22 protein-coding genes and 2 tRNA genes are annotated in these 21,937 nt (G+C 44.4%); 16 read left to right on the top strand and 8 right to left on the bottom strand.

What is annotated here, in order from left to right; all coding sequences use genetic code 11:
• Positions 1–117: 117 nt before the first annotated feature.
• Together KKZ03_RS06255 and KKZ03_RS06250 are read right to left on the bottom strand one after the other, a co-directional pair.
• A complete protein-coding gene (locus tag KKZ03_RS06255; protein ID WP_371744866.1) occupies positions 118–1,824 on the bottom strand; it encodes a BatD family protein in 1,707 nt (568 codons plus the stop codon).
• 179 nt (positions 1,825–2,003) lie between these two features.
• Complete coding sequence (locus KKZ03_RS06250; protein ID WP_243220659.1) at positions 2,004–2,699, bottom strand: VIT family protein; 696 nt, start codon at positions 2,697–2,699, stop codon at positions 2,004–2,006.
• A gap of 286 nt (positions 2,700–2,985) precedes the next feature.
• Here KKZ03_RS06250 and KKZ03_RS06245 point away from each other — a divergent pair, with 286 nt between their 5' ends.
• Positions 2,986–3,501: a DUF2380 domain-containing protein gene (locus tag KKZ03_RS06245; protein WP_243220658.1), complete on the top strand. Its 516-nt coding sequence runs from the start codon at positions 2,986–2,988 to the stop codon at positions 3,499–3,501.
• A 38-nt stretch (positions 3,502–3,539) separates the two neighbouring features.
• On the opposite strand, the gene KKZ03_RS06240 is transcribed toward KKZ03_RS06245, so the two are convergent.
• The gene (locus KKZ03_RS06240) at positions 3,540–4,364 is read right to left on the bottom strand and encodes an MOSC domain-containing protein (protein ID WP_243220657.1); all 825 of its coding nucleotides are present in this window, start codon (positions 4,362–4,364) and stop codon (positions 3,540–3,542) included.
• Positions 4,365–4,563: 199 nt separating this feature from the next.
• Between KKZ03_RS06240 and KKZ03_RS06235 the strand changes: the two genes are divergently transcribed.
• From KKZ03_RS06235 to KKZ03_RS06195, 9 genes are all read left to right on the top strand, one after another.
• Positions 4,564–5,760, top strand: coding sequence for an ABC transporter substrate-binding protein (locus tag KKZ03_RS06235; RefSeq protein WP_243220656.1), 1,197 nt, complete (start codon positions 4,564–4,566; stop codon positions 5,758–5,760).
• Between the two features lie 6 nt (positions 5,761–5,766).
• The gene (locus KKZ03_RS06230; RefSeq protein WP_243220655.1) at positions 5,767–6,729 is read left to right on the top strand and encodes a PQQ-dependent catabolism-associated beta-propeller protein; all 963 of its coding nucleotides are present in this window, start codon (positions 5,767–5,769) and stop codon (positions 6,727–6,729) included.
• Positions 6,726–7,466, top strand: coding sequence for an ABC transporter ATP-binding protein (locus KKZ03_RS06225; RefSeq protein WP_243220654.1), 741 nt, complete (start codon positions 6,726–6,728; stop codon positions 7,464–7,466). The genes KKZ03_RS06230 and KKZ03_RS06225 overlap by 4 nt, the downstream gene beginning before the upstream one ends.
• A gap of 86 nt (positions 7,467–7,552) precedes the next feature.
• Positions 7,553–8,329, top strand: a complete 777-nt coding sequence (locus tag KKZ03_RS06220) for an ABC transporter permease (RefSeq protein ID WP_243221547.1) — start codon at positions 7,553–7,555, stop codon at positions 8,327–8,329.
• A 336-nt stretch (positions 8,330–8,665) separates the two neighbouring features.
• Complete coding sequence (locus KKZ03_RS06215; protein ID WP_243220653.1) at positions 8,666–9,199, top strand: hypothetical protein; 534 nt, start codon at positions 8,666–8,668, stop codon at positions 9,197–9,199.
• 54 nt (positions 9,200–9,253) lie between these two features.
• Positions 9,254–9,328, top strand: a tRNA-Gly gene (locus KKZ03_RS06210).
• Between the two features lie 53 nt (positions 9,329–9,381).
• Positions 9,382–9,455, top strand: a tRNA-Cys gene (locus tag KKZ03_RS06205).
• An 841-nt stretch (positions 9,456–10,296) separates the two neighbouring features.
• The gene (locus KKZ03_RS06200) at positions 10,297–10,815 is read left to right on the top strand and encodes a transposase (RefSeq protein ID WP_371744889.1); all 519 of its coding nucleotides are present in this window, start codon (positions 10,297–10,299) and stop codon (positions 10,813–10,815) included.
• Between the two features lie 160 nt (positions 10,816–10,975).
• Complete coding sequence (locus KKZ03_RS06195; RefSeq protein WP_243220651.1) at positions 10,976–11,929, top strand: IS1595 family transposase; 954 nt, start codon at positions 10,976–10,978, stop codon at positions 11,927–11,929.
• On the opposite strand, the gene tnpB is transcribed toward KKZ03_RS06195, so the two are convergent.
• A complete protein-coding gene (tnpB, locus tag KKZ03_RS06190; protein ID WP_243220650.1) occupies positions 11,930–12,148 on the bottom strand; it encodes an IS66 family insertion sequence element accessory protein TnpB in 219 nt (72 codons plus the stop codon).
• Between the two features lie 133 nt (positions 12,149–12,281).
• A complete protein-coding gene (locus KKZ03_RS06185; protein ID WP_243220649.1) occupies positions 12,282–12,440 on the bottom strand; it encodes a hypothetical protein in 159 nt (52 codons plus the stop codon).
• A gap of 91 nt (positions 12,441–12,531) precedes the next feature.
• On the opposite strand from KKZ03_RS06185, the gene KKZ03_RS06180 reads away from it, so the two are divergent.
• The gene (locus KKZ03_RS06180; protein WP_243220648.1) at positions 12,532–13,392 is read left to right on the top strand and encodes an exosortase/archaeosortase family protein; all 861 of its coding nucleotides are present in this window, start codon (positions 12,532–12,534) and stop codon (positions 13,390–13,392) included.
• Between the two features lie 350 nt (positions 13,393–13,742).
• Here KKZ03_RS06180 and hemL read toward each other — a convergent pair whose 3' ends face one another.
• Complete coding sequence (gene hemL, locus KKZ03_RS06175) at positions 13,743–15,023, bottom strand: glutamate-1-semialdehyde 2,1-aminomutase (protein ID WP_243220647.1); 1,281 nt, start codon at positions 15,021–15,023, stop codon at positions 13,743–13,745.
• Between the two features lie 132 nt (positions 15,024–15,155).
• Between hemL and cobO the strand changes: the two genes are divergently transcribed.
• Together cobO and KKZ03_RS06165 are read left to right on the top strand one after the other, a co-directional pair.
• Positions 15,156–15,692 (top strand): cob(I)yrinic acid a,c-diamide adenosyltransferase, encoded by a 537-nt coding sequence (cobO, locus tag KKZ03_RS06170; RefSeq protein ID WP_243220646.1) that lies wholly within the window; start codon positions 15,156–15,158, stop codon positions 15,690–15,692.
• A gap of 190 nt (positions 15,693–15,882) precedes the next feature.
• Positions 15,883–17,490 (top strand): hypothetical protein, encoded by a 1,608-nt coding sequence (locus tag KKZ03_RS06165; protein ID WP_243220645.1) that lies wholly within the window; start codon positions 15,883–15,885, stop codon positions 17,488–17,490.
• Between the two features lie 220 nt (positions 17,491–17,710).
• On the opposite strand, the gene KKZ03_RS06160 is transcribed toward KKZ03_RS06165, so the two are convergent.
• The gene (locus tag KKZ03_RS06160) at positions 17,711–18,622 is read right to left on the bottom strand and encodes a LysR family transcriptional regulator (RefSeq protein WP_243220644.1); all 912 of its coding nucleotides are present in this window, start codon (positions 18,620–18,622) and stop codon (positions 17,711–17,713) included.
• Between the two features lie 163 nt (positions 18,623–18,785).
• Here KKZ03_RS06160 and KKZ03_RS06155 point away from each other — a divergent pair, with 163 nt between their 5' ends.
• From KKZ03_RS06155 to KKZ03_RS06145, 3 genes are all read left to right on the top strand, one after another.
• The gene (locus KKZ03_RS06155; RefSeq protein WP_243220643.1) at positions 18,786–19,352 is read left to right on the top strand and encodes a YceI family protein; all 567 of its coding nucleotides are present in this window, start codon (positions 18,786–18,788) and stop codon (positions 19,350–19,352) included.
• A gap of 118 nt (positions 19,353–19,470) precedes the next feature.
• Positions 19,471–20,028, top strand: a complete 558-nt coding sequence (locus tag KKZ03_RS06150; RefSeq protein WP_243220642.1) for a flavodoxin family protein — start codon at positions 19,471–19,473, stop codon at positions 20,026–20,028.
• Between the two features lie 13 nt (positions 20,029–20,041).
• Complete coding sequence (locus KKZ03_RS06145; protein WP_243220641.1) at positions 20,042–20,743, top strand: pirin family protein; 702 nt, start codon at positions 20,042–20,044, stop codon at positions 20,741–20,743.
• A gap of 100 nt (positions 20,744–20,843) precedes the next feature.
• On the opposite strand, the gene KKZ03_RS06140 is transcribed toward KKZ03_RS06145, so the two are convergent.
• Positions 20,844–21,830 carry an MDR family oxidoreductase gene (locus KKZ03_RS06140; protein ID WP_243220640.1) on the bottom strand — a complete coding sequence of 329 codons (987 nt, stop codon included), beginning with the start codon at positions 21,828–21,830 and terminating at the stop codon, positions 20,844–20,846.
• Between the last annotated feature and the right edge of the window lie 107 nt (positions 21,831–21,937).

The following is a 21,937-nucleotide window of genomic DNA, read 5'->3' as shown; positions in this document are numbered from 1 at the left end:
GGTACGGCTGACTTAACTATTTTATTCACCACGAAGACACGAAGTTTTTTCTTTCTTCGTGTCCTTCGTGTCTTCGTGGTGATGCTGTTTAAGATTTAATGCGAGTTTACAAAGCTCCTATAATCGATAAAGCGGTTCCAGGCTTTTATCCACAGACGTAGTAATTCTTTCCAGGGCTTTATTTTCAGTAAAAGTCTGAAACAGTTTTTTGCCTTGCCACTGGCCGACTTCTTTACCGTATAAGGCATGGTTTAAATGCAGAATTTCGTCTCTTAAGCGGGCATCACAAAAGCCGGCAATGGCACCAAGATTGGTCGCATTAAACTTTTGCCGTCCCCATTCAAGCAAGGCATCTTTAGCCGCCAGCGCATCGTTATTGGCACAAGCTTTTTTTAAGTTCTTAATACATGCCTTTAAACTGATGTCGGCATCATCATTTTCAATAACCGGTTTTTTAACCGTGCGTTTGGTTAAGAAAATAACGACCGTTATTAGCCAACCTGCGGCCAAAAATACAGAAATCCATAACCAGATATTCGTTTCTTGCGGACTATTAATAACCGGGCCGGTTGCAACTTTTTGTGGTGTTGCCGGGGTAACCGCCGGTTCAATGGCGACCGTCTGCGTAGCAACCGCAAGCGTAGTCAATGTTGTTTCCGGAATTTTGGCGATTTCCATTTTTTGGCTTTGAGTGTTAAACCAGGGGATTTCTATCGCCGGCAATGTATAGCTGCCTGCCTTTGAAGGAATCAAAGCGATTTTTTCTTCCCTGAAAGCCAGCAGACCATCGACTTTTTTCTGCTCCTGTAATACCGGTTGGTCTGGATAAGCTTTTAACTGATCATTGGTATTGGTGGTATTTAATTCAGGAAGTTGACCAACCGTTGTACCTTTTGCAATTAAAGTTAAAGTTCTGGTCAGTGGCTCGCCAACCTTCATTTGTTGAATATCACCCGACCAGTCCTGCTTTAGCACCAGTTGTTCTGATGATAGCCAATGCTTTCCGGTAAAAGATGCCGGTACCGGTTTTACATCCAGCGTAATCGCTTTGGATTCAACGTTTTTGGTTTTACTGGTCTGCGAATTAAAAAAACCATTAAAACCCGGGCGGCTACCGGTTAACACTTCCGCAGTTAATAACAACGGTTTAATGGTTAATTTACCGCTTTTTTGCGGGAAAAAAGCATATTTTCGTTCGGTCACGGAATAGTTAACACCATTAACCTGAGTATTATAATTACTGTCTTCGCCTAACCGTTCAATGACCGCATCTGAAAGCTCAGGCTCGTTGAGCCTGGCCTGAGAAATGTCAACTCTGGTATATAAACGCAAGGTATAAAAAACCTGAGATTGTACATAGGGGTTTTCCGGTATCGCCTCAACTTCTATAAACAATTCCTCATCGTTACTGACGGCTTTATTGGCTGTCTTGTCAGTCACCCGAATAGTAATCGACTGACTTACATCCTTGCCAAACTTCACCGCAGGAATCACCAGGTCGCCCGCCTGTTTAGCCATGACGCTAAGCTTCCACTGCACCGTCTTGCTGGATTTGCCATTAACCCATGATGAACTGCTACCGCTACTTTGGCTGAGTATGGAAAAATCCTGTTGCAACGGGCCAAAACTGGGATCATCGTCAGGTGACTCGGTTGCGGTAAAGGTAATCTGAAAAGACTCATCCAAACTAACCGGATTACGATCCACAGAAACCTTAATCTCTGCAGCAAAGGCACTTTGAGTAGCCAAGAGTAATAACAGCAAAAAAAGCCCTAACCACATCTCGATTTTAGGTATCAGTAATTGTTTTATAGTGTTCATCATTTAATAATATTAGTTATGCTGCCAGCAGGTGCCGTCATTCTTTTTAGAGCCACCCCAAACGCCACTTTACCATAAAGCCTGTTGTCGGCTAAAGAGAGCCCATCGGAATAAAGCTTCCAACAGATATTTTTCGTGCTTTTCGTGGGCATTGGTTTTTAAAACCAGACACATACTATAAGCTAAACCACTGTACCAAAAACCGAACCAACACCTGCGGTTAAACCCATCGCCAATGCGCCCCAGAAAGTTACCCGAAAAGCGCTCTTAATAATACCAGAGCCACCGGTATAAGCCGCCAACGTGCCCAGCAAGGCCAAAAACAGCAAAGAGGCCGATGACACCAAAATAATTAAGTTCTCATTAGGGCCAAACATAACTATTAATAGCGGCAACACGGCACCAATCGAAAAAGTGGCTGCCGAAGTCAATGCCGCTTGAACGGGCCTAGCGGCTCCGGTTGCCGAGATACCCAACTCATCACGGGCATGTGCACCCAACGCATCATGCGCCATCAACTGCTGTGCGACTTGTCCGGCAAGAACAGCATCAAGCCCTCTCGCTATATAGATAGCTTGTAACTCTTTTTGTTCATGATCAATATTTTCATCCAGCTCTTTACGTTCACGCGCCAAATCCGCATTTTCGGTATCGGCTTGTGAACTAACTGACACATATTCACCGGCGGCCATCGACATGGCTCCGGCAACCAGTCCTGCCACACCCGCCAGGACAATATCGTTATGCGCGGCATGAGAGGCGGCAATACCTACAATTAAACTGGCGGTCGAAACAATACCATCATTTGCGCCTAAAACAGCAGCACGCAGCCAGCCAATGCGATGAGTCCGGTGAGTTTCGTAATGATGAGGCAACATTGATTTTCCTTTGATGTTAATTAAAGTTACAGCGCTTCAGACCAAATTATTCAGTTCATCCATTTAAAACAGGCAAAGATAAAGACTTGCAAACACCAACCACAACAAAGTAAACACCAGCGACACCATCAGCTTTCAGCTTTTATTTTCCCCAATGAGCAATTTTTATCGGCACTTAAAAGGTTATACTGTCTTTTTGCAGCACAATGACAAAGCCAAATTTGGATAATTGCTATCAGTCCACTGCTTATCCATTCAGCACTTTAATTCATCGGGATTATAACTTATGAAAAAGAATAAAATTGTTAAATTGCACTACTTTATTTTTGCGCTCTTATTATGCATGGGGTTTACCAATGTATCCGCCAACCCGCGTATAGCCGTTCTGGATTTTGAATTAAAAGATATGACACTTGCCCCGGGCATACCTGCAGAAGTAACCCGCACTGCTTCAATTAAACCGCTCATGGAAAACGAGCTTAAAAAATCAGGTTACGACATTGTCTCCATACCCCAAGATGCCCAACAACAAGCCAATGCCGGAGTGGGCTATCTTTTTGATCATCCGGATGTTGCAGCTCAACTTGGCAAAAAATTTGCCGCCGATTATGTGATAGTAGGAAGACTGCACAAACCCAGTTTTTTGTTTTTTTATCTGATGGCGCATTTGGTTGATGTTAAAACAGAAGGGCTTTCTGGCGAATATCTTTATGAAGTTAAGGGCGGCGAGAAAAAAATAGTCACACAAGGCGTAGAAGATATTACTGAAAAAATCACTAAAACTTTGGGTGCTGTAAAATAAGCATGCCCTTCGGTAAACAGTTAATTTATCTCGCCAAGTTAAATCGGCGGTTGTTTTACGCCGGTTGCTTTAACGTGTAGCGCATCGCCCACGGTTAAGGTGCCAAGCTGATTATGCAGGGCATTTTGTCCAAAGTAGATCTTATTCTCCCACTTTCTGATGCGGTTGAGCGTTGTCAGCGGTTCTTTTCCAGTTTGTGCAGTTTCCGGATCAATGGCCGGAACCGAGCAACGTGAGCAAGGCTTGGTGAGCCTAAAATCAATAGTGCCAATACTGATTTCTCTCCAGCTATCTTCTGCATATGGAACGCAACCGGAAATAACCAGATTGGGTCTGAAGCGAGCCATGGATAAATTTAAGTTCATTGCCTGATTTAATGACGTCAGTGAGTTTTCTGAAATAATCAAAAATGGAAAGCCGTCAGCAAAAGATACATTGTCAGTCGCATCGGCGTAACGCGGATCAACCGGCCTTACCATCTCGGCAGGCTGATAAACCAACCGACAATCCAGCTTTAAAAAATAGCTTAACCATTGATCCGCTTCTTTTGATACGCTTCGTGCCTCACATTGGTCATGCCATATCGTGCTGCTAATAATATCGCCATCAGTGGGTATCAACGGTAATGACAGGCTTGCCATTCCGGATGCAGACAAGATTAAGTGGCTCTCGGTTAATGCTGTTTTGATTAAAGCCATTTTTGGTAACTTGCGCTGACTTAAAAAATGTCCGGCGGCGTCAACCAACATCCATTTTCTGTCGTACAAAAGTCCCGTCTTAACAACCGGCCAACTGCTTACACTAATGCCCGCCAAGGACTTTACCGGATAGAGAGTTATTGCACTTAAAATACTTGATGTCATTTTAGATCAGCCTGTACATACCAGGCTCAACTTAAAAAGCCGGACTGGAAAAAATAATAATGACCAAAGTTTGCGTGAATTAAGCTGTGCTATCAAGTTTTAGTTAACCGGTCACTCGCTATAAACTTTTGTAAAAACCAAAAAAAAGTTTATGAATCCGTTAAAATGAAAAAAATGAATTTTTTATTGTTGAGGAATAATGCGATCAATTAATCAGCCTGTTCGGATAATGGTGACTGTTTTATTAATTATTCAGTTAGTTGGCATAGGAGTTGTTTCTGCGAAAGCCAAACAAACCATTGCCATTGCTTATTTAAGCCAGGATCAAAACGTGCCGCCGCCATTATCCAATCTGGATGCCTTTATTAAAAACAAAGGTGTGTTCGGCGCAGAACTGGGTATTGATGATGATAATACGACTGGTGAATTTACCGGCCAGCACTATCAATTAAGCAAATTTATTGTGCCGGTAGACGGTAATGTTATCGATACTTTTACTAAAGAAATTAGTAAAAAATTTCAGTATGTCGTCGTTAATTTGCCGGCTGAGCAATTAAACCTGATCGCTGATTTGCCTGCTGCCCGGCAAATGCTGTTATTTGATGTGGCGACGGTCGATGATGCGTTGCGCAATGAGCAGTGCCGGCATAATGTTTTGCATATTTTGCCCAGCAGAGCGATGCGTGCCGATGCCTTGGCGCAATATATGATGAAGAAACGCTGGACCAAGTGGTTTCTAATCATTGGATCTACCCAGGAAGATCGTTTATTTGCCGATGCCGTCAAACGCGCAGCCAAGCGTTTTGGCATGAAAATAGTGGCAGAAAAAACCTGGGAGCATACTTATGACGCACGGCGTACCGCGCAATCGGATGTAGCGGTATTTACCCAGGCAGAGGATGATTATGATGTCTTGGTAGTCGCTGATGAACAAGGCCAATTTGGCGAATATCTTGACTATCGCACCTGGATTCCAAGACCGGTGATAGGGACTCAGGGATTGATTGCTACATCATGGCATAGAACGCATGAGCAATGGGGCGCTGTACAGATACAAAACCGCTTCAAAGAAAAAGCCGGACGCTGGATGGAAGAGCAGGATTATGCCGCTTATTTAGCCCTTAGAGCGATTGGTGAAGCAGCTACCCGCAGTCAGTCCGTTGATCTGATTCCCGTTAAAGCTTACCTGTTAAGCGATGCGTTTGCCTTAAATGGCTACACCGGCAATCCGTTGTCTTTTCGCTCTTGGGACGGTCAGTTGCGGCAACCGGTTTTGCTGGCAGCACCGAGGTCATTGGTGGCGGTGGCACCCATTGAAGGCTTTTTGCATCCAAAAACCGAACTGGATACCTTGGGTTATGATCAACCTGAATCGCAATGCAAATGGGATAAATAAATGATAATGAAAAAGAAGAACTTTGGGTTATTTTTAGCGCTGGCATTAACCGGAACCGTTCAGGCTGAAAGCGTTTTTGTCACGCTGGAAAAAGACAATGCGCTGGCCGTGGTTGATCCGATAACGGGAACATTAATCAAAACAGTACCCATAGGTCAACGTCCCCGAGGGATTACTATCAGCCCGGATAACAAATTTTTATATATCGCGACCAGCGATGACAATACTATAAAAATTATTGATGCCGAGACGCTGAAAGAAGTCGGGCAATTGCCATCGGGCGATGATCCGGAGACTTTTGCGTTAAATCCTGCCGGTGACAAGATTTATGTGTCAAACGAAGATGACAGCTTGGTCACGGTAATTGATATTGCCAGCAAAAAAGCCGTCAAACAAATCAAGGTCGGCGTCGAACCTGAAGGAATTATCGTTAGCCCCGATAACAAGTGGCTGATCAGTGCTTCAGAAACCACCAATATGGTGCACTGGATTGATACCAAAACCAATACTATCGTCGAAAATACTCTGGTTGATCCCCGTCCGCGTGCGGTTGGTTTTACAGCAGATAGCCAACAATTATGGGTAACTTCAGAAATGGCTGGGACCTTAATGATTCTGGATGTAAAGACCAAGCAAATCATCAAGACGATCAAGTTTGAAGTTGCCGGTGTTACTGCCGATAAAATTCAGCCGGTGGGCGTCATCATTGATAAAGACAGCAATAGAGGCTATGTAGCTTTGGGGCCGGCAAACCGTGTGGCGGTCGTTAATGCCAAAACCTTTGCTGTAGAAAAAACGCTATTGGTTGGTCAACGGGTTTGGAATCTGGCTTTTTCTCCCGATCAAAAGCGTCTCTATACCACCAACGGTACCAGTAATGATATTTCGATTATTGATCTGGATAGTCAAACGGTGACTAAATCGATTGGCGTCGGTAATTATCCCTGGGGCGTTGCGGTAAAACCATGAAGACACCCATCGCATTATCCATCGAGGATTTGAGTTTCTCTTATAGTGGCAAGAAGGCACTTGATCAGGTTAACTTTAAAATTCATGCCGGTGAATGTACGCTACTTTTAGGTCCTAACGGCGCTGGAAAGAGTACGTTATTTTCGTTGATTACGCGCTTGTACGATAGCCATGAAGGCCGTATCGAGTTATGTGGTTTTGATATTAAACAGCAAACTCGGCAAGCATTAACAAAACTGGGCGTGGTTTTTCAGCAAACCACCCTGGATATGGATTTAACGGTCATGCAAAATTTACGTTATCACACAGCCTTGCATGGCTTGGGACGTAAACTGGCCATGCAACGGATTCAACAGGAATTGGAACGTCTGAACATGTTTGACCGACGTTTTGAGAAAATACGCCAGCTTAATGGCGGACATCGACGACGCGTAGAAATTGCCCGGGCATTACTGCATAAACCGGCGTTATTGTTGCTGGATGAACCGACTGTCGGTCTGGATGTACCTAGCCGCTTGGCTATTGTTGAGTATGTACATCATTTGGCGGCTGATGAAAAGCTGGCGGTTTTATGGGCCAGTCATTTAATTGATGAAATTTATCCCGATGATCATTTAATCGTTCTCCATAAAGGCCAAATTAAAGCCAATGATACCGTAGACGAAGTTCTTAAAATAACCAATACGGCATCGATAAAAGATGCTTTTTACAACTTGACGCAAGGAGATCAGGCATGACTAATCAGCGGGAAGCGGATTTGCCTTCACCCAAAGGACGCAAGACAGGAACATCCAGCGTAAACATTCTGCATTATTGGCGAGCCATGTGGGGCATTATCGGACGGGAATTATGGCGTTTTGTTACCCAACGTGAACGCTTTATTTCCGCGCTGGTCAGGCCTTTGGTCTGGTTGTTTATCTTCGCGGCCGGCTTTAGGGCAGCCTTGGGCCTTGCCATCACCCCTCCCTATGAAACCTATATTCTTTATGAAGTTTATATAACGCCGGGGCTGATTGGTATGATTCAGTTATTTAACGGTATGCAGAGTTCATTATCCATGGTTTATGATCGGGAAATGGGCAGTATGCGCATACTGATGGTCTGTCCATTACCGCGTTGGTTTTTATTACTCAGTAAATTGTTGGCAGGAACGGGCGTGTCCATCTTACAGGTTTATGTATTTTTGGGTATTGCCTGGTTTTATGACATCCATGCACCGTGGCAAGGCTATTTATGGGTATTACCAACCTTAATACTGTCCGGATTAATGCTGGGAGCACTGGGATTATTGTTGTCATCCTTTATAAAACAACTGGAAAATTTTGCCGGCGTGATGAATTTTGTCATTTTTCCAATGTTTTTTATGTCGACAGCACTCTATCCTTTATGGAAAATGCAAGAATCCAGTGTGTTGCTGAGTAAACTGGCGCAATATAACCCATTTTCACAAGCCGTTGAATTAATCCGTTTTGCCCTGTACGGACAATTTAACGAACAGGCTTTTATCTTTACCTTGGTCGCTTTTCTGGTTTTTATGACAGCAGCCATCATTGGCTATAATCCATCAAAAGGCATGATGGTAAAAAAAGGCGGGGGCTAAGGCAACTCGTAATAAGTAAAGTTTACTCGTAGGATGTGCTGAAGACTCTGAAGCGCATCATGCAAAAATAACAAATGATGATCCTTTAAAAAAATACCCTAGCATTTTTAATGTTAAATCTGATGGACAATAGTCACAAAGCACTTGAAAATTTTTTTGATCGTGGTAAGTTGACCTATTAAGTATAGGTATTAGTAAGTGATCAATCTGCTTTTGAATAGTCGTAGATTGATAACATCAAGAGTGCTTACTTGTTACCCGGGAATACTTAAATAAGGCATTGGCCAATGATTCATCAATATAATAAATAAAATTACACCACTATGAGGATAAGAGATGAGTAATGAAGAAAACACCAAACAAGAAGAAATCGTTCAAGAAGAAATAGCCCAAGATGAAAATGTTACACAGCCTGCAGATTCTGCAAAAAATACGGCAGGCAGCTTGGTTTCTTCATTCTTAAGTTTAAAAGAAACCAATCCAAAAGTATTTTTTGGCAGCATTGGTGGAGTAGTCATTTTGCTTGTTTTATTGATGACAATGGGCGATGACAGCTCAAAGCCCACTATCTCCGGACCCGCTCTTAAAGATCTCGCTATTGGTCAACGCTATACATTGAAAAGCGCCAATGCTTATGATGCTGCAGCAACCGTTCGTTTGGTAGTAACGCCTGGTGCAATTTCGGCTTATGATGATACCGAAGAGAAAGACAGATCCGGCGCTTGTCAGCATATTGCTCAAGGCACTCCTGTTTCTGTACTTGAGTTTGCAGATGCTTATGGCAAACAAAAAACCTATGCTAAAGTCAGAATCGAAGACGGTGAATGTAAAGGTAACGAAGCGTGGGCTTTGGCAATTGACATTCAATAAAAATAAAGTTTGACAGTATTTTAATAATCCCTATAATAGCTGAATAAATTCAAAGCGGGAATAGCTCAGTGGTAGAGCACAACCTTGCCAAGGTTGGGGTCGCGAGTTCGAATCTCGTTTCCCGCTCCAATATACAAATAGAAAAGCCGCGAAATATCGCGGCTTTTCTATTTCACCTTTATGGTTGCGTAGCAAAATGGTTATGCAGTGGCCTGCAAAGCCATCTACGGCGGTTCGATTCCGCCCGCAACCTCCACTGGTGAATTCAGACAGAGTCAAAGAAATACAAAAACCCGCAAGTCGCAAGGCTTAGCGGGTTTTTTATTGTCCGTAAGATTCAACGGGGTTGGTTGACATCCAATTTTTTTTGGCAGGTATATTAACTTCCACAAATAAATATACCCTCAGATGGCAATATCAGACGTAATTATTCAGTCCCCACGTCAAAAACCTAAAAATTTGGTTAAAAAAGTGCTGTGTTATTTCCCATGAGATTAAGTGACCACAATCTACTGCAATTAACTGAAGAAAATTGCTGCAATTGCCAGAGGAAGTTCTGCGTCGATTATCCGTCAAACTACTCTACGACTTAAAAGAAGCGAGGGAGCGGCTGAGACAAACATCGCGGAATAGCTCACGGGCCACCCAGTAGTGATAGACTAACACCTGCGATGAAGGTCAGGAGCAACAACAAGGGCAGGATGGATTTTCTGGCGAAGATGATCGCGTCCTGGACACCGAAGACGCATCGAAAACCGAATCCGAAGAAAAAGCACCGGCCGAGGCAGATGAGGCAACAAACGGAAAGCGGGCAAACAACTTGGACCGCCCTGTAATGGACGCTAGCAAAAGATAGAAGTTACTGCAGAAGCGCATCATTATCCGGAAAATTGCGTACGCTGTGACCGTGAATTGAAGCCAGATACCGGAAAGCCTATACCGCCTTTGAAACAGTTGATGTAGTCGTTTACTGAATCGCCAATCGAAACTCAGAATTACTGACCAATGTATTAAGTAGCCATTTTCAAGGCTGGCTAATGAGTGACGGTTGGCAAGTTTACCGCTATTACCTCAAGCGCCTTCGTTGTTAGGCACACCTGATACGTAAGGCCGAAGGGTTAAAAGACAGTCTGGACATGGCGGCACGCTTGTTTGGCGAACAGACAGGCTTGCTGCTGGGCACTCTGATTAAGGCAGTTTATGCGGCTCGGGAAATGCCGCCAGATCAGGCGCTATCGATCACTTATCAAAGCGCTCTATCAGATTACCGGAGTACCTGTGAAGTAATGGGTGCGTCGGTGACACATACCAAGGCACGTGCATTAGCCAGAGAAATGCTCAACGACTGGGAGGCTATTTTTCAGGTATTGGCACATCCACATTTACCTCTGACCAACAACGAGGCTGAGCAAGCATTACGTCATTGGGTGATTTTAAGAAGTATTTGTCATGGTACACGAACCGAAGATGGCACGAGAATTTTCGCGGTTCTGATCAGCGTTATTGAAACCCGCTGTATTCGTCAACAATCGCCGTGGATTTATTTGGCTGCGGTAATTCGTCAACGGCGTGCGGGATTTTCTGTACCCAGACTTCCTTTAGTCAAGGGAGTCTGATTGATTACGTTAAGAGTACTTAAAAAAAATTTGATTTGGTGGGGCGTATAGGCCAAGCGTTATAAATTTTCTTGATTAGCAATGTATTTCAGCCAAGTCTACTCATTGCGCCAAAAGTTGGAGTATTCTGAATTCAGCCCATTAAAAAGAGGGTCGTGTCATGTCAATGAATCGTATCCAGTTTCAACCGGGCTTATCTATGCCTGAGTTTCTCAAACAATTTGGTACTGAAGTACAATGCGAAGCGGCGTTAAAGCAAGCACGATGGCCTCAAGGTTTCGTTTGCAGTTATTGTAGTCATACCGGTCACAGCGTATTTAAAGTCGGATCGCACAACACTTTCCAGTGTCAGATTTGTCGACACCAAACGTCGCTCATCGCAGGGACTCTCTTCCAAAGCACCAAGCTACCACTCACTATTTGGTTTCTGGCGATCTACCTAATCAGCCAGACCAAGACTGGTTTATCTGCGCTGGCTCTGAAACGATATTTGGCGGTCAGTTATCCCACGGCATGGCTCATTCATCATAAATTGATGGAAGCCATGTCTGAGCGTGAAACACGTTATACCCTCAGTGGCCAAGTTCAAATTGATGACGCATATTTCGGTGGCGAACTCAGTGGTGGAAAAGCCGGGCGGGGTTCCGAAAATAAGGTACCTTTTGTTGCTGCGTTATCACTTGATGACGATGGTCATCCTTTACGCATCAAATTAACACCGGTCTCCGGCTTCACTAAAAAAGCCATTGCTGACTGGGCTAAAACCAACCTTGCACCTGGCTGCTCCGTGCTTTCTGATGGCTTGAGCTGTTTTGCGGCGGTATCCGAGGCTGGGTGCCAGCATCGGGCTATTATAGTCGGCGGTCGAAAACCCAAAGATATGCCGGACTTTCTTTGGATTAATACGATATTAGGTAATCTAAAAACTAGCTTGGGTGGTGCTTATCATGCCTTTGGTTTCGCAAAATACACCTCGCGCTATTTGGCAGCATTTGCCTATCGCTTCAATCGCCGCTTCCAACTCGATAAGCTTCCATCGCGTCTTCTTGTCGCGGCTATTGCCATTGGGCCTCGTTCAGAGGTATGGCTTCGGTCAGCTGAAGCATCTTGCTAATCAGGAGCGACGTTGACACAGCCATACGCCAGTAGCATACCAGAGCAACACTTTGATGCGATTACCGGGGCGGTTGCTGAACACGATGACGACACCTGAGAAAGGTACCTTACCCAAAGCTTCTTGAGCAATCATTGACAAGCCGTCAATGCCACGCCGCATGTCATCGGACTCGACCGCCAACCAAATAGCGATAGGATCTGTTATTAATCCGGGCATTGCAATAGCTCCGCAAGCCAGCGCGGCGAGGTGTTAACAAGCAGCTCCAATGAGAGCCCATTGACTAACCGTAGCCCCAAGGGTTCATTTATCGCCGGCGGAGTTATAATCGGTTGTGTAACGTCAATTGCAATCAACGAAGATGCCATTGCTTGGGAAAGTGCTTAATAATTGCTAAACCATCTTGAAAACTTTTTTTATTCAATCCATGTGCTTGGCAATAAGCTGTTTGCGAAGAGCCACGCGCTTGCCATGTTTTTATATTTTTTAGTTGCTGTTCAGTTAATGCCATAAGATATCCTCAAAAAAAACTAAAGGATACCAGTGCATTTAGAATATTTTAAGATGGTGGCGCTACGCGATTACAGTCTATTGAACTTATAGTGATAACCACACGGCATGAAGCACCCCAACTCCTCTCACCTCTTTTGGTGAATAATATCAATTGGTCCAAGTGGATATTTAATTTTTCGAAAGAGATTTGGCCGGCAGGCCTGTGGATTATTAGCGCTTTTTTACTTATTCTCAGCCCTCGGATTAAGGGGATTCTAAGTGATTTACAGGAGCAGTCATGTGAACATCGCTGGATGTATTGGCTGATATGTCACCTCCTCGCTTTTGCTGCATTCGCGGTTGTCACTGAACTCATTTTCGGCATCCCCACCAACCCTGAGCATCTCTCGGCCTCTTGGTTTGCAGGTTGGTTTACGCTGACCAGAGTAACATTGATGCTATGGTTGCTTGCATTGGTTCCAGGTCATTTTTGGTTAGGACTGATTCGCCAGGAGTATATAGCATTACTCATGGGTTGTGTGCTGGGAATTTGCGCCTGGATGCTGTTAGGAATGCTCGGTCGACAAGAAAACCCCCTCGATCAAGAAGAATTCTGGAACAATCTGGCTAAACCCACAATGCAGCTTGTTTATTTACTGCTCGGCTGGTTTTATTCGGAACTTGTCTCTCAACCGGAAATTTTCTTATTGGGTACAGCCTCTTTTCAGGTTGAAATATTTTCCTCTTATTCGAGTTTGGAAGGTATTTCCCTGATTACCATATTTCTCGAGATCTATCTTTGGCTGTTCAAAAAGGAGCTACGTTTTCCGCAAGCCTTCTGGCTTTTTCCTTTCGGGATAATTATTATTTGGTTAGCAAATACTGTGCGTATCGCCATGCTAATTGCGATAGAGTCATCCTTTTCGCCTAAAGTAGCGCTACAAGTCTGTGATAGATTGTTTTGTAATTGAATTTTAAAAATGACCGATCAAATTTGAAGCTTTGTGAGCAATTTCCTGCAACTTTTAAAGTAACGTAAAGTTGCACCAAATTAGGACACTAATACAGCAACTGCTGCTTAAAAATAGGGCAGAAAATGTTTGAACAGATAAACAAGAATACCTGAATTGGTAAGTCGACCTATATGAAACGAGGGCTTAGGTGCTATTGGCATAGTAACTGCTATATGTATTATAAATGCTTGACCTCTCCTGTGTGTTCCCCTCGAAAAGGCACTTGGCTAACCAAGTGCCTTCTTTTTATCCCGCAAGCTGTAAAAACCAACCAGTACAATATTGGTAAAAGTCGTTTTCTGACCGGATTATAAACTTTTAAACAGCGCTTCTGCGCTATCCAGCGTCTTATTCAGATCTTCATCGGTATGCGCTGCCGAAATAAAACCGGCTTCATAGGCTGAAGGAGCCAAATAAATACCAGCTTCAAGCATGGCATGAAAAAAGCGTTTAAATAAAGCCTGATCACATTGCATAACCTGAGCAAAGGTCGTCACTTGCTGTTCCGGGCTAAAAAATAAACCAAACATACCGCCAACACTGTTGGTAGTCATGGCAATACCGGCCTGATGAGCACGTTCTTTTAAGCCGGCAGTCAGAGTTTCGGTTTTTGCAGATAAGGCTTCATAAAATCCGGGTTGGGCGATTAATTCCAGTGTTTTTAGTCCGGCCGCCATGGCAACAGGATTGCCGGACAAAGTACCCGCTTGATACACCGGTCCCAGAGGAGCAAGATGTTCCATGATTTTACGTTGTCCGCCAAAAGCACCGACCGGCATACCGCCGCCGATAATTTTACCCAGTGTGGTTAAATCCGGCTTGATGTTGTAAACCCCTTGTGCGCCCTGTAGACCGACCCTAAACCCGGTCATCACTTCATCAAAAATCAGTATGCTGCCATATTGGTCACAGACTTGACGCAAGGTTTCCAGAAAACCCGGTACTGGTGGAATGCAGTTCATGTTACCGGCGACCGGTTCAACAATAATACAGGCGATTTGTTCACCTAATTCGGTAAATAAAGCCTTAACCGATTCACTATCGTTATAGGTTAAGGTTAGCGTGTCTGCAGCAACCGATGCGGGTACGCCCGGTGAGCTGGGGACTCCAAAAGTCAGGGCGCCAGAACCTGCTTTAACCAATAAGGAATCCGAATGGCCGTGATAACAGCCTTCAAATTTAACAATTTTATCCCGCCCCGTATAACCTCTGGCCAAGCGAATGGCGCTCATGGTCGCTTCGGTGCCGGAACTGACCATTCTGACCAACTCAATCGATGGCATCAGATCACAAACCCGCCGGGCCATTTGTGTTTCAATTTCTGTTGGTGCGCCAAAACTCAGGCCTTTTTCAGCAGCCTGCTTAACCGCAGCAATAACGTCAGGATGCGCATGGCCTAAAATCATCGGCCCCCAGGAGCAGACATAATCAATATAACGCTTGCCCGAACTATCGTAGACATAAGCGCCATGGGCATGGTCAATAAAAACTGGTGTGCCGCCTACGCCGTTAAACGAGCGTACTGGCGAATTTACGCCGCCGGGAATAACTTGCTTGGCATTGGAAAATAAAACAGTTGCTTCGGTCATAATTTCTTTTTTAAGGTTACAATGAATGGCGTAAAGAATAGGGTAACTTTATCATGATTGAAAGCGTTCAATGCGTTCTCTACTAATAAAGTATTTACCTTATTACTACTTAATCAAATTACGGAATGGTTTATGAAATCGAGAGATAGACGACGAGGACTGGTTGTAGTTAATACCGGTGAAGGTAAGGGCAAATCATCCAGTGCATTAGGCATGGTTTTTCGTGCCGCAGGTTGGGATATGAAAGTCTGTGTTATTCAGTATATAAAAGGGCAATGGCAAACGGGCGAACAAAAAGCCGCAGAACGTTTTGATAACATTGAATGGCATGCTTTGGGTGACGGTTTTACCTGGGATACCAAAAATCCTGAACAGGATATTAAAACCAGTCGGGAAATATGGGAGCTTAGCAAACAGAAAATTCTTTCTGAAGAATTTGATGTGGTTTTACTGGACGAGATTAATTATTGTTGCGGCTATCAGTGGATTTCCGGTCAGGAAATTGCGGATTTTATTCGCAATGAAAAACCATCCTGGGTACATTTAATTATGACCGGTCGCAATGCTGCACCCGAAGTGATTGAAATTGCCGATACGGTGACTGAAATGACTATGATAAAACATGCCTTTCAGCAGGGCATTAAAGCCGAACAGGGTATTGAGTTTTAAGGTGATTTTTACTAAACAGCAGTGTACAAAAAATTTCAAATTTTTGACAAGTTGAGTTTATGGACGGGCTCTTAAAGACAAATATTTAAGTTAATGTGGACTCGCCATTAAGGTATATGGCAGTAAATAAAAAAATAAAATCACCACTAAATCAATATATTACCGTTATTTTTTATTGAGAAACGTATTTATGGAAACTTACTTACCTATTATTAAAGCCACTATTTCTGACTGGATTCTACTGGCCCAGAACAATCCTTTGTACACCCTGGCTATAGCGATACTGGCCTGGTTGCTGACGGCGATTATTTATAGCATCAAGATTGGTTCTTTAAAGAACCAAATTATAGTCAGTGAAAACTCGCATCTTGAAGAGCAAAATAAGCTCAACTCTGCAATTAATGCCGCGCAACAACAAACGCAGCAAATGCAGCAGGAATTGGCTGCCAATACCGAGCAAATGCAAAAAGACCGGCAGTCTGCCCAAAATGAAGCTGAGCGAGCCGAAAAGATTGAAGAGCAGCTTTCACAACGTAATAAGGAGATTGCCGGCGTTATTCAAACCTTGGCAACCAGTTTTGATCTTGGCGAGCGCCCGGTACCGTTAATGGGTGATATTAAAGCAGATGGCTTATGGCAACAACACGATAGAGTTATTAATCTGTTAACAACACGTTTGCGTAGCGAGCAGCAGACGAAAGCCGAGTTGCAGCAATCTTTTCAGGCTGAAACGGCAAGACGTGTTGGAACGGAAGCCCTCATTGATACCTTGCAAACAATTCTTGCTGCCCAAACCAGTCAGATTTCCAAACTGGAACAGGCGTTTGAAGAGCAAAAATTGTTGTTGCAACAGCAACAGGATCAGGCTCAACAGGTTTTATCCAAAACCCTGGAAAAACATCTGTCTGAATTGGCGCGTCTTACCGAACTGGAACAGCAAGCCCTCGATTTGGTTAATACCAAGCAGCAGTTAACGCACCTGGAAGAAAAAATAACGACTAAAGACACTTTGATTGCACAGTTGGAAAAAGCCAAGTCAGTTGATCCGGTTAAAGGGCAAGCACAGCCTGCGCTCGTAAAGCCGGACGAAAAAGAAACATTGGTTGAATTAAAAAAGACCGATGAAGTTATCTCACCTGCACCGACAGTAGTTGTCGTCGAACAACCGCCAGTTAGCCCGGTTAAACAACCAGCGGGTGAAACAGCCGAAAAGAGTAACAGCTTGTTTGGAAAAACCGTCCAGGAACCTGTTAAAGCAGAGCCGGAAGTTATGGCAATAAAGCAGAATAAACCGGAAGTTGAGCCTGCACCAGCGAAGCAACAGCCAGTGAGTCCCGCTAAAAGCAGGATTGGAAAGCTTAAAAATCTGTTTGGAAGCACTAGTCAAAAGCCGATTAAAGTAGACCCGGTTTTCGTTGAAAAAAAACAGGTCGAGGAAAAAATTCAACCTGCTCCAGTAGCTACAGAAAGTTTGCCGTTTAGTGCGACTAAAAATCAATTTGGAAATAAAAATTATTTTTTTGGTGATATAAGCCAGCCAGCCGAAGAGATAAAACAAGAGGAAACGAAAGTTCAACCTGCTTCAGCGACACTGGAACAGCCGCCAGCGACTCCCGCTAAAGCCCAAATTGGAAAACTTAAAAGCCTGTTTGGCTCAAAGCAGCAACCTGAAGAGACAAAACAAGCTAAAGCAGAAACTCAGCCAGCACCTGCTCCACTGGCTGTCGAACAACCGCCAGTGATTCCGGCTAAAGGTCAACTTGGAAAACTTAAAAGCCTGTTTGGTAAAATCAAGTAACCGCTAATGACGTTAAGTAGCCCGGATGAAGTTTTGCCGAGTCCGGGCTGCTTGTTGAAAGAAATTACCAAGTGCCGTAGTTACAACAAACCGGAAACGTCAGACACCTTTTCAGCTTTTTTGATCGACAGAAACTATCTCTTCTAAAAGTTATCGAGCTGGCACTTTTGCTTTGGCTGGTAGCTGTCTTCAGGCACTATTTTTTCATGGCAGCGGTTTATCACTGGTAATGGCTAGTCTTGTTTTTTTTAGCGCTTACTGATTCCGTTAGAATATCCGCCAGTCGCCTTACCCCGGGCCCTGCAAAGTCAGGATTTGCCAAAATCAGGTAGAGAGGTACTTCGTGCGTATAGCCTTCCCTCAAAGGTAACGGCTTTAGTATCCCTGTTCGTAGTTCTTCACTAATATGTTCTTCGGGTAACCAGGCAAAGCCGTACCCCATGGAGACTGCCTGAATTGATGTAGCAACCTGGCTCACTGTCCAACGCTGATCAACCTCGACAGACACCGCACGTTGGTCGCGCTTGCCTCCTGAATCCCGAATCACAATATGGCGATATGCCCGTAAGTCCCGATAACTTAATTCCCGACCTTGATGATGAAGCGGGTGATCGGCATGAGCTACAGCCTGCAAACGTATTCTCATTAAGACGTTACCTAAAAAACCTGGCGGTAGCTGGGGCGAAATTGCCAAATCTACCGTCCCGTTGAGTAGCGCATCTGAGGTTCCGCCTAATACTGATTCAATCAATTCGATTCGTGTAGCAGGGCTTTCCTGAGCAAAGCTCTGAAGGCAGGTCAATAGCAGATCAGAGGGAAACAGGATTTCAGCAGCGATGGTGATAACGGCTTCCCATCCGGCGGAAAGCTTATGTGCTGCCCGTTCCAAATCATTGGCTTCACCCACCAGCGCCAGTGCACGCCGATAGAGCATTTGTCCGGTCGGTGTGAGGATGGCTTTGCGGCCCTGAATTTCAAAGGCTTTGACATTTAGTAAGGATTCTATCTTTTGTACGGCATAGCTGACTGCCGATTGGCTTTTACAAAGTTTTTCCGCCGCTTGCGCGTAACCGCCAGCGTCCACAACTTCGATCAAAGATCGCCATTGCTCCAGGGTAATATGTGGGCTCATTGATACCTATCCAATAATTGGATCATTATTAGTTAATTATTATACTTTTTTATCACTTTAGTACGCGGTTAAATAGCACTACGTTAACTAATCAAGTTCCATTTTCTGATCAGTACCAGGAAATAATGTCATTTTTTATTTTACTCTTATAAGGCGCCCTACCATGAAACGTATTACTTTTTTGATCCTCGCAGCAGTTATTTCAACTCCGGTTCTCGCCGCATCCGAAACTTATGTCATCGACGGTACTCATACCTATCCGCGTTTTTCTTACAGCCACTTTGGGTTTTCTACGCAGTTAAGTCGGTTCGACAAGACCTCCGGCAATATCGTTATTGATCGTGAGGCGAAAACGGGTTCTGTCAGTGTCATTATTGACACGACTTCAGTCGATACCGGTTACGCCTTGTTTAACGAACATATACAGGGTGCCGACTTTTTGGATACTACCAAGTATCCAACCGCCAACTTCACTTCCAGCAAAGTCAATTTTGATGGTGATAAAGTGTCGTCGGTTGATGGTACGCTAACGCTTAAAGGAATCAGCAAGCCGGTGACTTTGACGGTAACATCTTTCCAGTGCATGCTGCATCCAATGCTTAACAAGGATGCTTGTGGAGCGAATGCGACAGCCGTTGTTAAACGTACTGACTTTAATATGGGTAAATATGCACCAAATGTTGGTGACGATGTAACTTTGACTATCTCGGTTGAAGCCGTTAAAAAATAATTTCCTTATCGAAAAATAACCACGACGGTAATTGGCAGTTCAGTTACCGATTGAGGGTTATCCAGAGCAGCAGTAAAGAAATAAAATAATTACCTTTATATTTTTCAGGACAACTTTTATGACTAAAGTCGCCGTGGTATTTCATAGTGGTTACGGCCACACCGTTAAACAAGCCGAAGCCATCGCCCAAGGCGCCAATGCCGAGTTAATAGCAATTGATGCAGAAGGCAATATTACCGAAGCACAATGGGCTACATTAACCGAAGCCGACGCTATTGTCTTTGGTTCCCCGACTTATATGGGAACCGTAAGCTGGCAATTTAAGAAATTTGCCGATGCATCTTCAAAGCCTTGGTTTAGCCAACAGTGGAAAGATAAAGTATTTGCCGGTTTCACCAATTCCGCCACCATGAACGGTGACAAGCATTCGACTCTTCATTACTTCTTTACCTTGGCTATGCAACATTCAGGTATTTGGGCAGGAACAGGTCTCATGCCATCCAATGCAAAAGCTGCCAAGCGTGACGATGTCAACTACGTCGGATCTTTTGCCGGTGCCATGATGCAAACCCCATCTGATGCCAGTGCTGACGAAGTCAATGCCGGCGATTTGGAAACGGCCAGATTGTATGGTGTTCGTATTGCCGAAGTTGCAAGCAAATTTAAAGGTATCTGATCCGGTTATTACTATGGTCAAGCTCAGAAAATCCAAAGAACGTGGTTATGCCGATCATGGTTGGCTAAAAAGCTACCACTCGTTTTCATTTGCAGGTTATTACGACCCCAAATATATGGGGTGGGGTAATTTACGGGTGATTAATGAAGACCGTATTGGAGCAGGTACCGGCTTTGGTAAGCACAGTCATCGTAATATGGAAATTATTAGCTATGTTCTTTCGGGTGAGCTTGCGCATCAGGACAGTATGGGTAATATCAAAGGGATTCCTCCTGGAGATATACAACTGATGAGTGCCGGTAAAGGCGTTACGCACAGTGAGTTTAATCATGCCGAAGGCCAAAAAACGCATTTTCTGCAAATTTGGATTGAACCCAATGTGCAAGAAATTCCCCCAAGTTACGCACAAAAGACAATTCCTGCTGCAGAGAAACGGGGTTTATTACGTTTAGTCGCATCCCCTCATGGCGAGAATGGATCCGTAATCATTCACGCCGATGCCAAGGTTTATGCGGGATTATTTGATGGTAATGAAACAATCATCCTCAAGTTAAATCCATCCCGAAAAACTTATGTTCATCTCATCTATGGAGAACTTGAGGTGAATGGTCTAAAAATTAGCACCGGCGATGCCCTATTGCTGGAGCATGAAAGTCAAATCCGGATTACGCAGGGCAATAAGGCAGAAGTATTGGTATTTGATTTGACAGCCTGAGACCAAAATATCCAAACGCCAATTTATCAACAGGATGTTATGATTTTCAATTATATGAGCTTGCTGCGATTAGGGTGAAAAGTCTTTATACCTTAGAACATCAGGCGTTTACATTCACCAGCGTACGTCCGCGAACTTTTCCTTCCAGTATTTGTTGCGCGACTTCCGGTACTTGCTGGAGGGTGATCTCTTGAGTGGTCAGTCCAAGCTTTTCGAGATCAAGATCCTGGGCAAGCCGCTCCCAGGCAGTTATGCGGGCTTGTTGTGGCGCATTGACAGAATCGATGCCTGCCAGTGTAATGTTGCGCAGGATGAAAGGAAGCATGGATGCGGGAAAGTCCATACTCTGTGCCAGACCACACGCGGTTACGGTGCCTCGATAACTGGTCTGTGCTAGAACGTTTACCAGCGTATTTCCACCGCACGTATCAACGGCTCCAGCCCATTTTTCAGTCCCCAGCGGAGCTCCCGGGGTGGACAGTATCGAGCGATCCAGTACTTCTGCAGCACCGAGACTTTTTAAATATGCTGCTTCTGCCAGACGTCCCGTCGAGGCCAGAACCCGGTAGCCCAATTTGGAAAGTAGCGCAATGGCGATGGAGCCAACGCCACCGCTGGCACCAGTGACCAAAATATCACCCTTGTCAGGAGTGATGCCGCCTTGTTCCAGGGCCAGTACGCTTAGCATGGCTGTGTATCCTGCAGTACCGATGGCCATGGCCTGTTTGGTCGAAAATGTATCGGGTAGTTTGACCAGCCACTCGCTGCAAACACGAGCCCTTTGCGCATAGCCGCCGTGGTGAGTCTGGCTTAGCGCCCACCCGTTTACCACAACGCGGTCGCCAGTCTGAAACGCCGAATTTGAAGAGGCTTCTACGATACCGGCCAGGTCAATACCGGGTATCAGTGGAAAGGCCTGGATTATCGGTGCCCGACCACTGATGGCCAGACCGTCTTTGTAATTTACGGTAGAGTACTCGACGGCGATGGTCACATCCCCTAGCATAAGTTGTTCGTCATTAAGCTCTTTGAGTTCGATTACTATCGAGTTTCCCGGCTTTGTTGCCCATAGTGCTTTGAAAGTCATTTCAGCTCCAATTTTATCTCGGTTAGAGACATTATTATGCGACAAATTGGCCTTGATATCAGTCAATTCGGCATCACTGATATGGATTTTACAGAAAAAAGTATGAT

It is taken from the genome of Methylobacter sp. S3L5C (assembly GCF_022788635.1).
GTDB lineage: Bacteria > Pseudomonadota > Gammaproteobacteria > Methylococcales > Methylomonadaceae > Methylobacter_C.
This window is presented reverse-complemented; position numbering and strand designations above follow the sequence as displayed.

Bases quoted from the DNA above. Each gene is read 5' to 3' on its own strand.
- KKZ03_RS06255 (WP_371744866.1), bottom strand. From the start codon at position 1,824: ATGATGAACACTATAAAACAATTACTGATACCTAAAATCGAGATGTGG.
- KKZ03_RS06250 (WP_243220659.1), bottom strand. From the start codon at position 2,699: ATGTTGCCTCATCATTACGAAACTCACCGGACTCATCGCATTGGCTGG.
- KKZ03_RS06245 (WP_243220658.1), top strand. From the start codon at position 2,986: ATGAAAAAGAATAAAATTGTTAAATTGCACTACTTTATTTTTGCGCTC.
- KKZ03_RS06240 (WP_243220657.1), bottom strand. From the start codon at position 4,364: ATGACATCAAGTATTTTAAGTGCAATAACTCTCTATCCGGTAAAGTCC.
- KKZ03_RS06235 (WP_243220656.1), top strand. From the start codon at position 4,564: ATGCGATCAATTAATCAGCCTGTTCGGATAATGGTGACTGTTTTATTA.
- KKZ03_RS06230 (WP_243220655.1), top strand. From the start codon at position 5,767: ATGAAAAAGAAGAACTTTGGGTTATTTTTAGCGCTGGCATTAACCGGA.
- KKZ03_RS06225 (WP_243220654.1), top strand. From the start codon at position 6,726: ATGAAGACACCCATCGCATTATCCATCGAGGATTTGAGTTTCTCTTAT.
- KKZ03_RS06220 (WP_243221547.1), top strand. From the start codon at position 7,553: ATGTGGGGCATTATCGGACGGGAATTATGGCGTTTTGTTACCCAACGT.
- KKZ03_RS06215 (WP_243220653.1), top strand. From the start codon at position 8,666: ATGAGTAATGAAGAAAACACCAAACAAGAAGAAATCGTTCAAGAAGAA.
- KKZ03_RS06195 (WP_243220651.1), top strand. From the start codon at position 10,976: ATGTCAATGAATCGTATCCAGTTTCAACCGGGCTTATCTATGCCTGAG.
- tnpB (WP_243220650.1), bottom strand. From the start codon at position 12,148: ATGCCCGGATTAATAACAGATCCTATCGCTATTTGGTTGGCGGTCGAG.
- KKZ03_RS06185 (WP_243220649.1), bottom strand. From the start codon at position 12,440: ATGGCATTAACTGAACAGCAACTAAAAAATATAAAAACATGGCAAGCG.
- hemL (WP_243220647.1), bottom strand. From the start codon at position 15,023: ATGACCGAAGCAACTGTTTTATTTTCCAATGCCAAGCAAGTTATTCCC.
- cobO (WP_243220646.1), top strand. From the start codon at position 15,156: ATGAAATCGAGAGATAGACGACGAGGACTGGTTGTAGTTAATACCGGT.
- KKZ03_RS06165 (WP_243220645.1), top strand. From the start codon at position 15,883: ATGGAAACTTACTTACCTATTATTAAAGCCACTATTTCTGACTGGATT.
- KKZ03_RS06160 (WP_243220644.1), bottom strand. From the start codon at position 18,622: ATGAGCCCACATATTACCCTGGAGCAATGGCGATCTTTGATCGAAGTT.
- KKZ03_RS06155 (WP_243220643.1), top strand. From the start codon at position 18,786: ATGAAACGTATTACTTTTTTGATCCTCGCAGCAGTTATTTCAACTCCG.
- KKZ03_RS06150 (WP_243220642.1), top strand. From the start codon at position 19,471: ATGACTAAAGTCGCCGTGGTATTTCATAGTGGTTACGGCCACACCGTT.
- KKZ03_RS06145 (WP_243220641.1), top strand. From the start codon at position 20,042: ATGGTCAAGCTCAGAAAATCCAAAGAACGTGGTTATGCCGATCATGGT.
- KKZ03_RS06140 (WP_243220640.1), bottom strand. From the start codon at position 21,830: ATGACTTTCAAAGCACTATGGGCAACAAAGCCGGGAAACTCGATAGTA.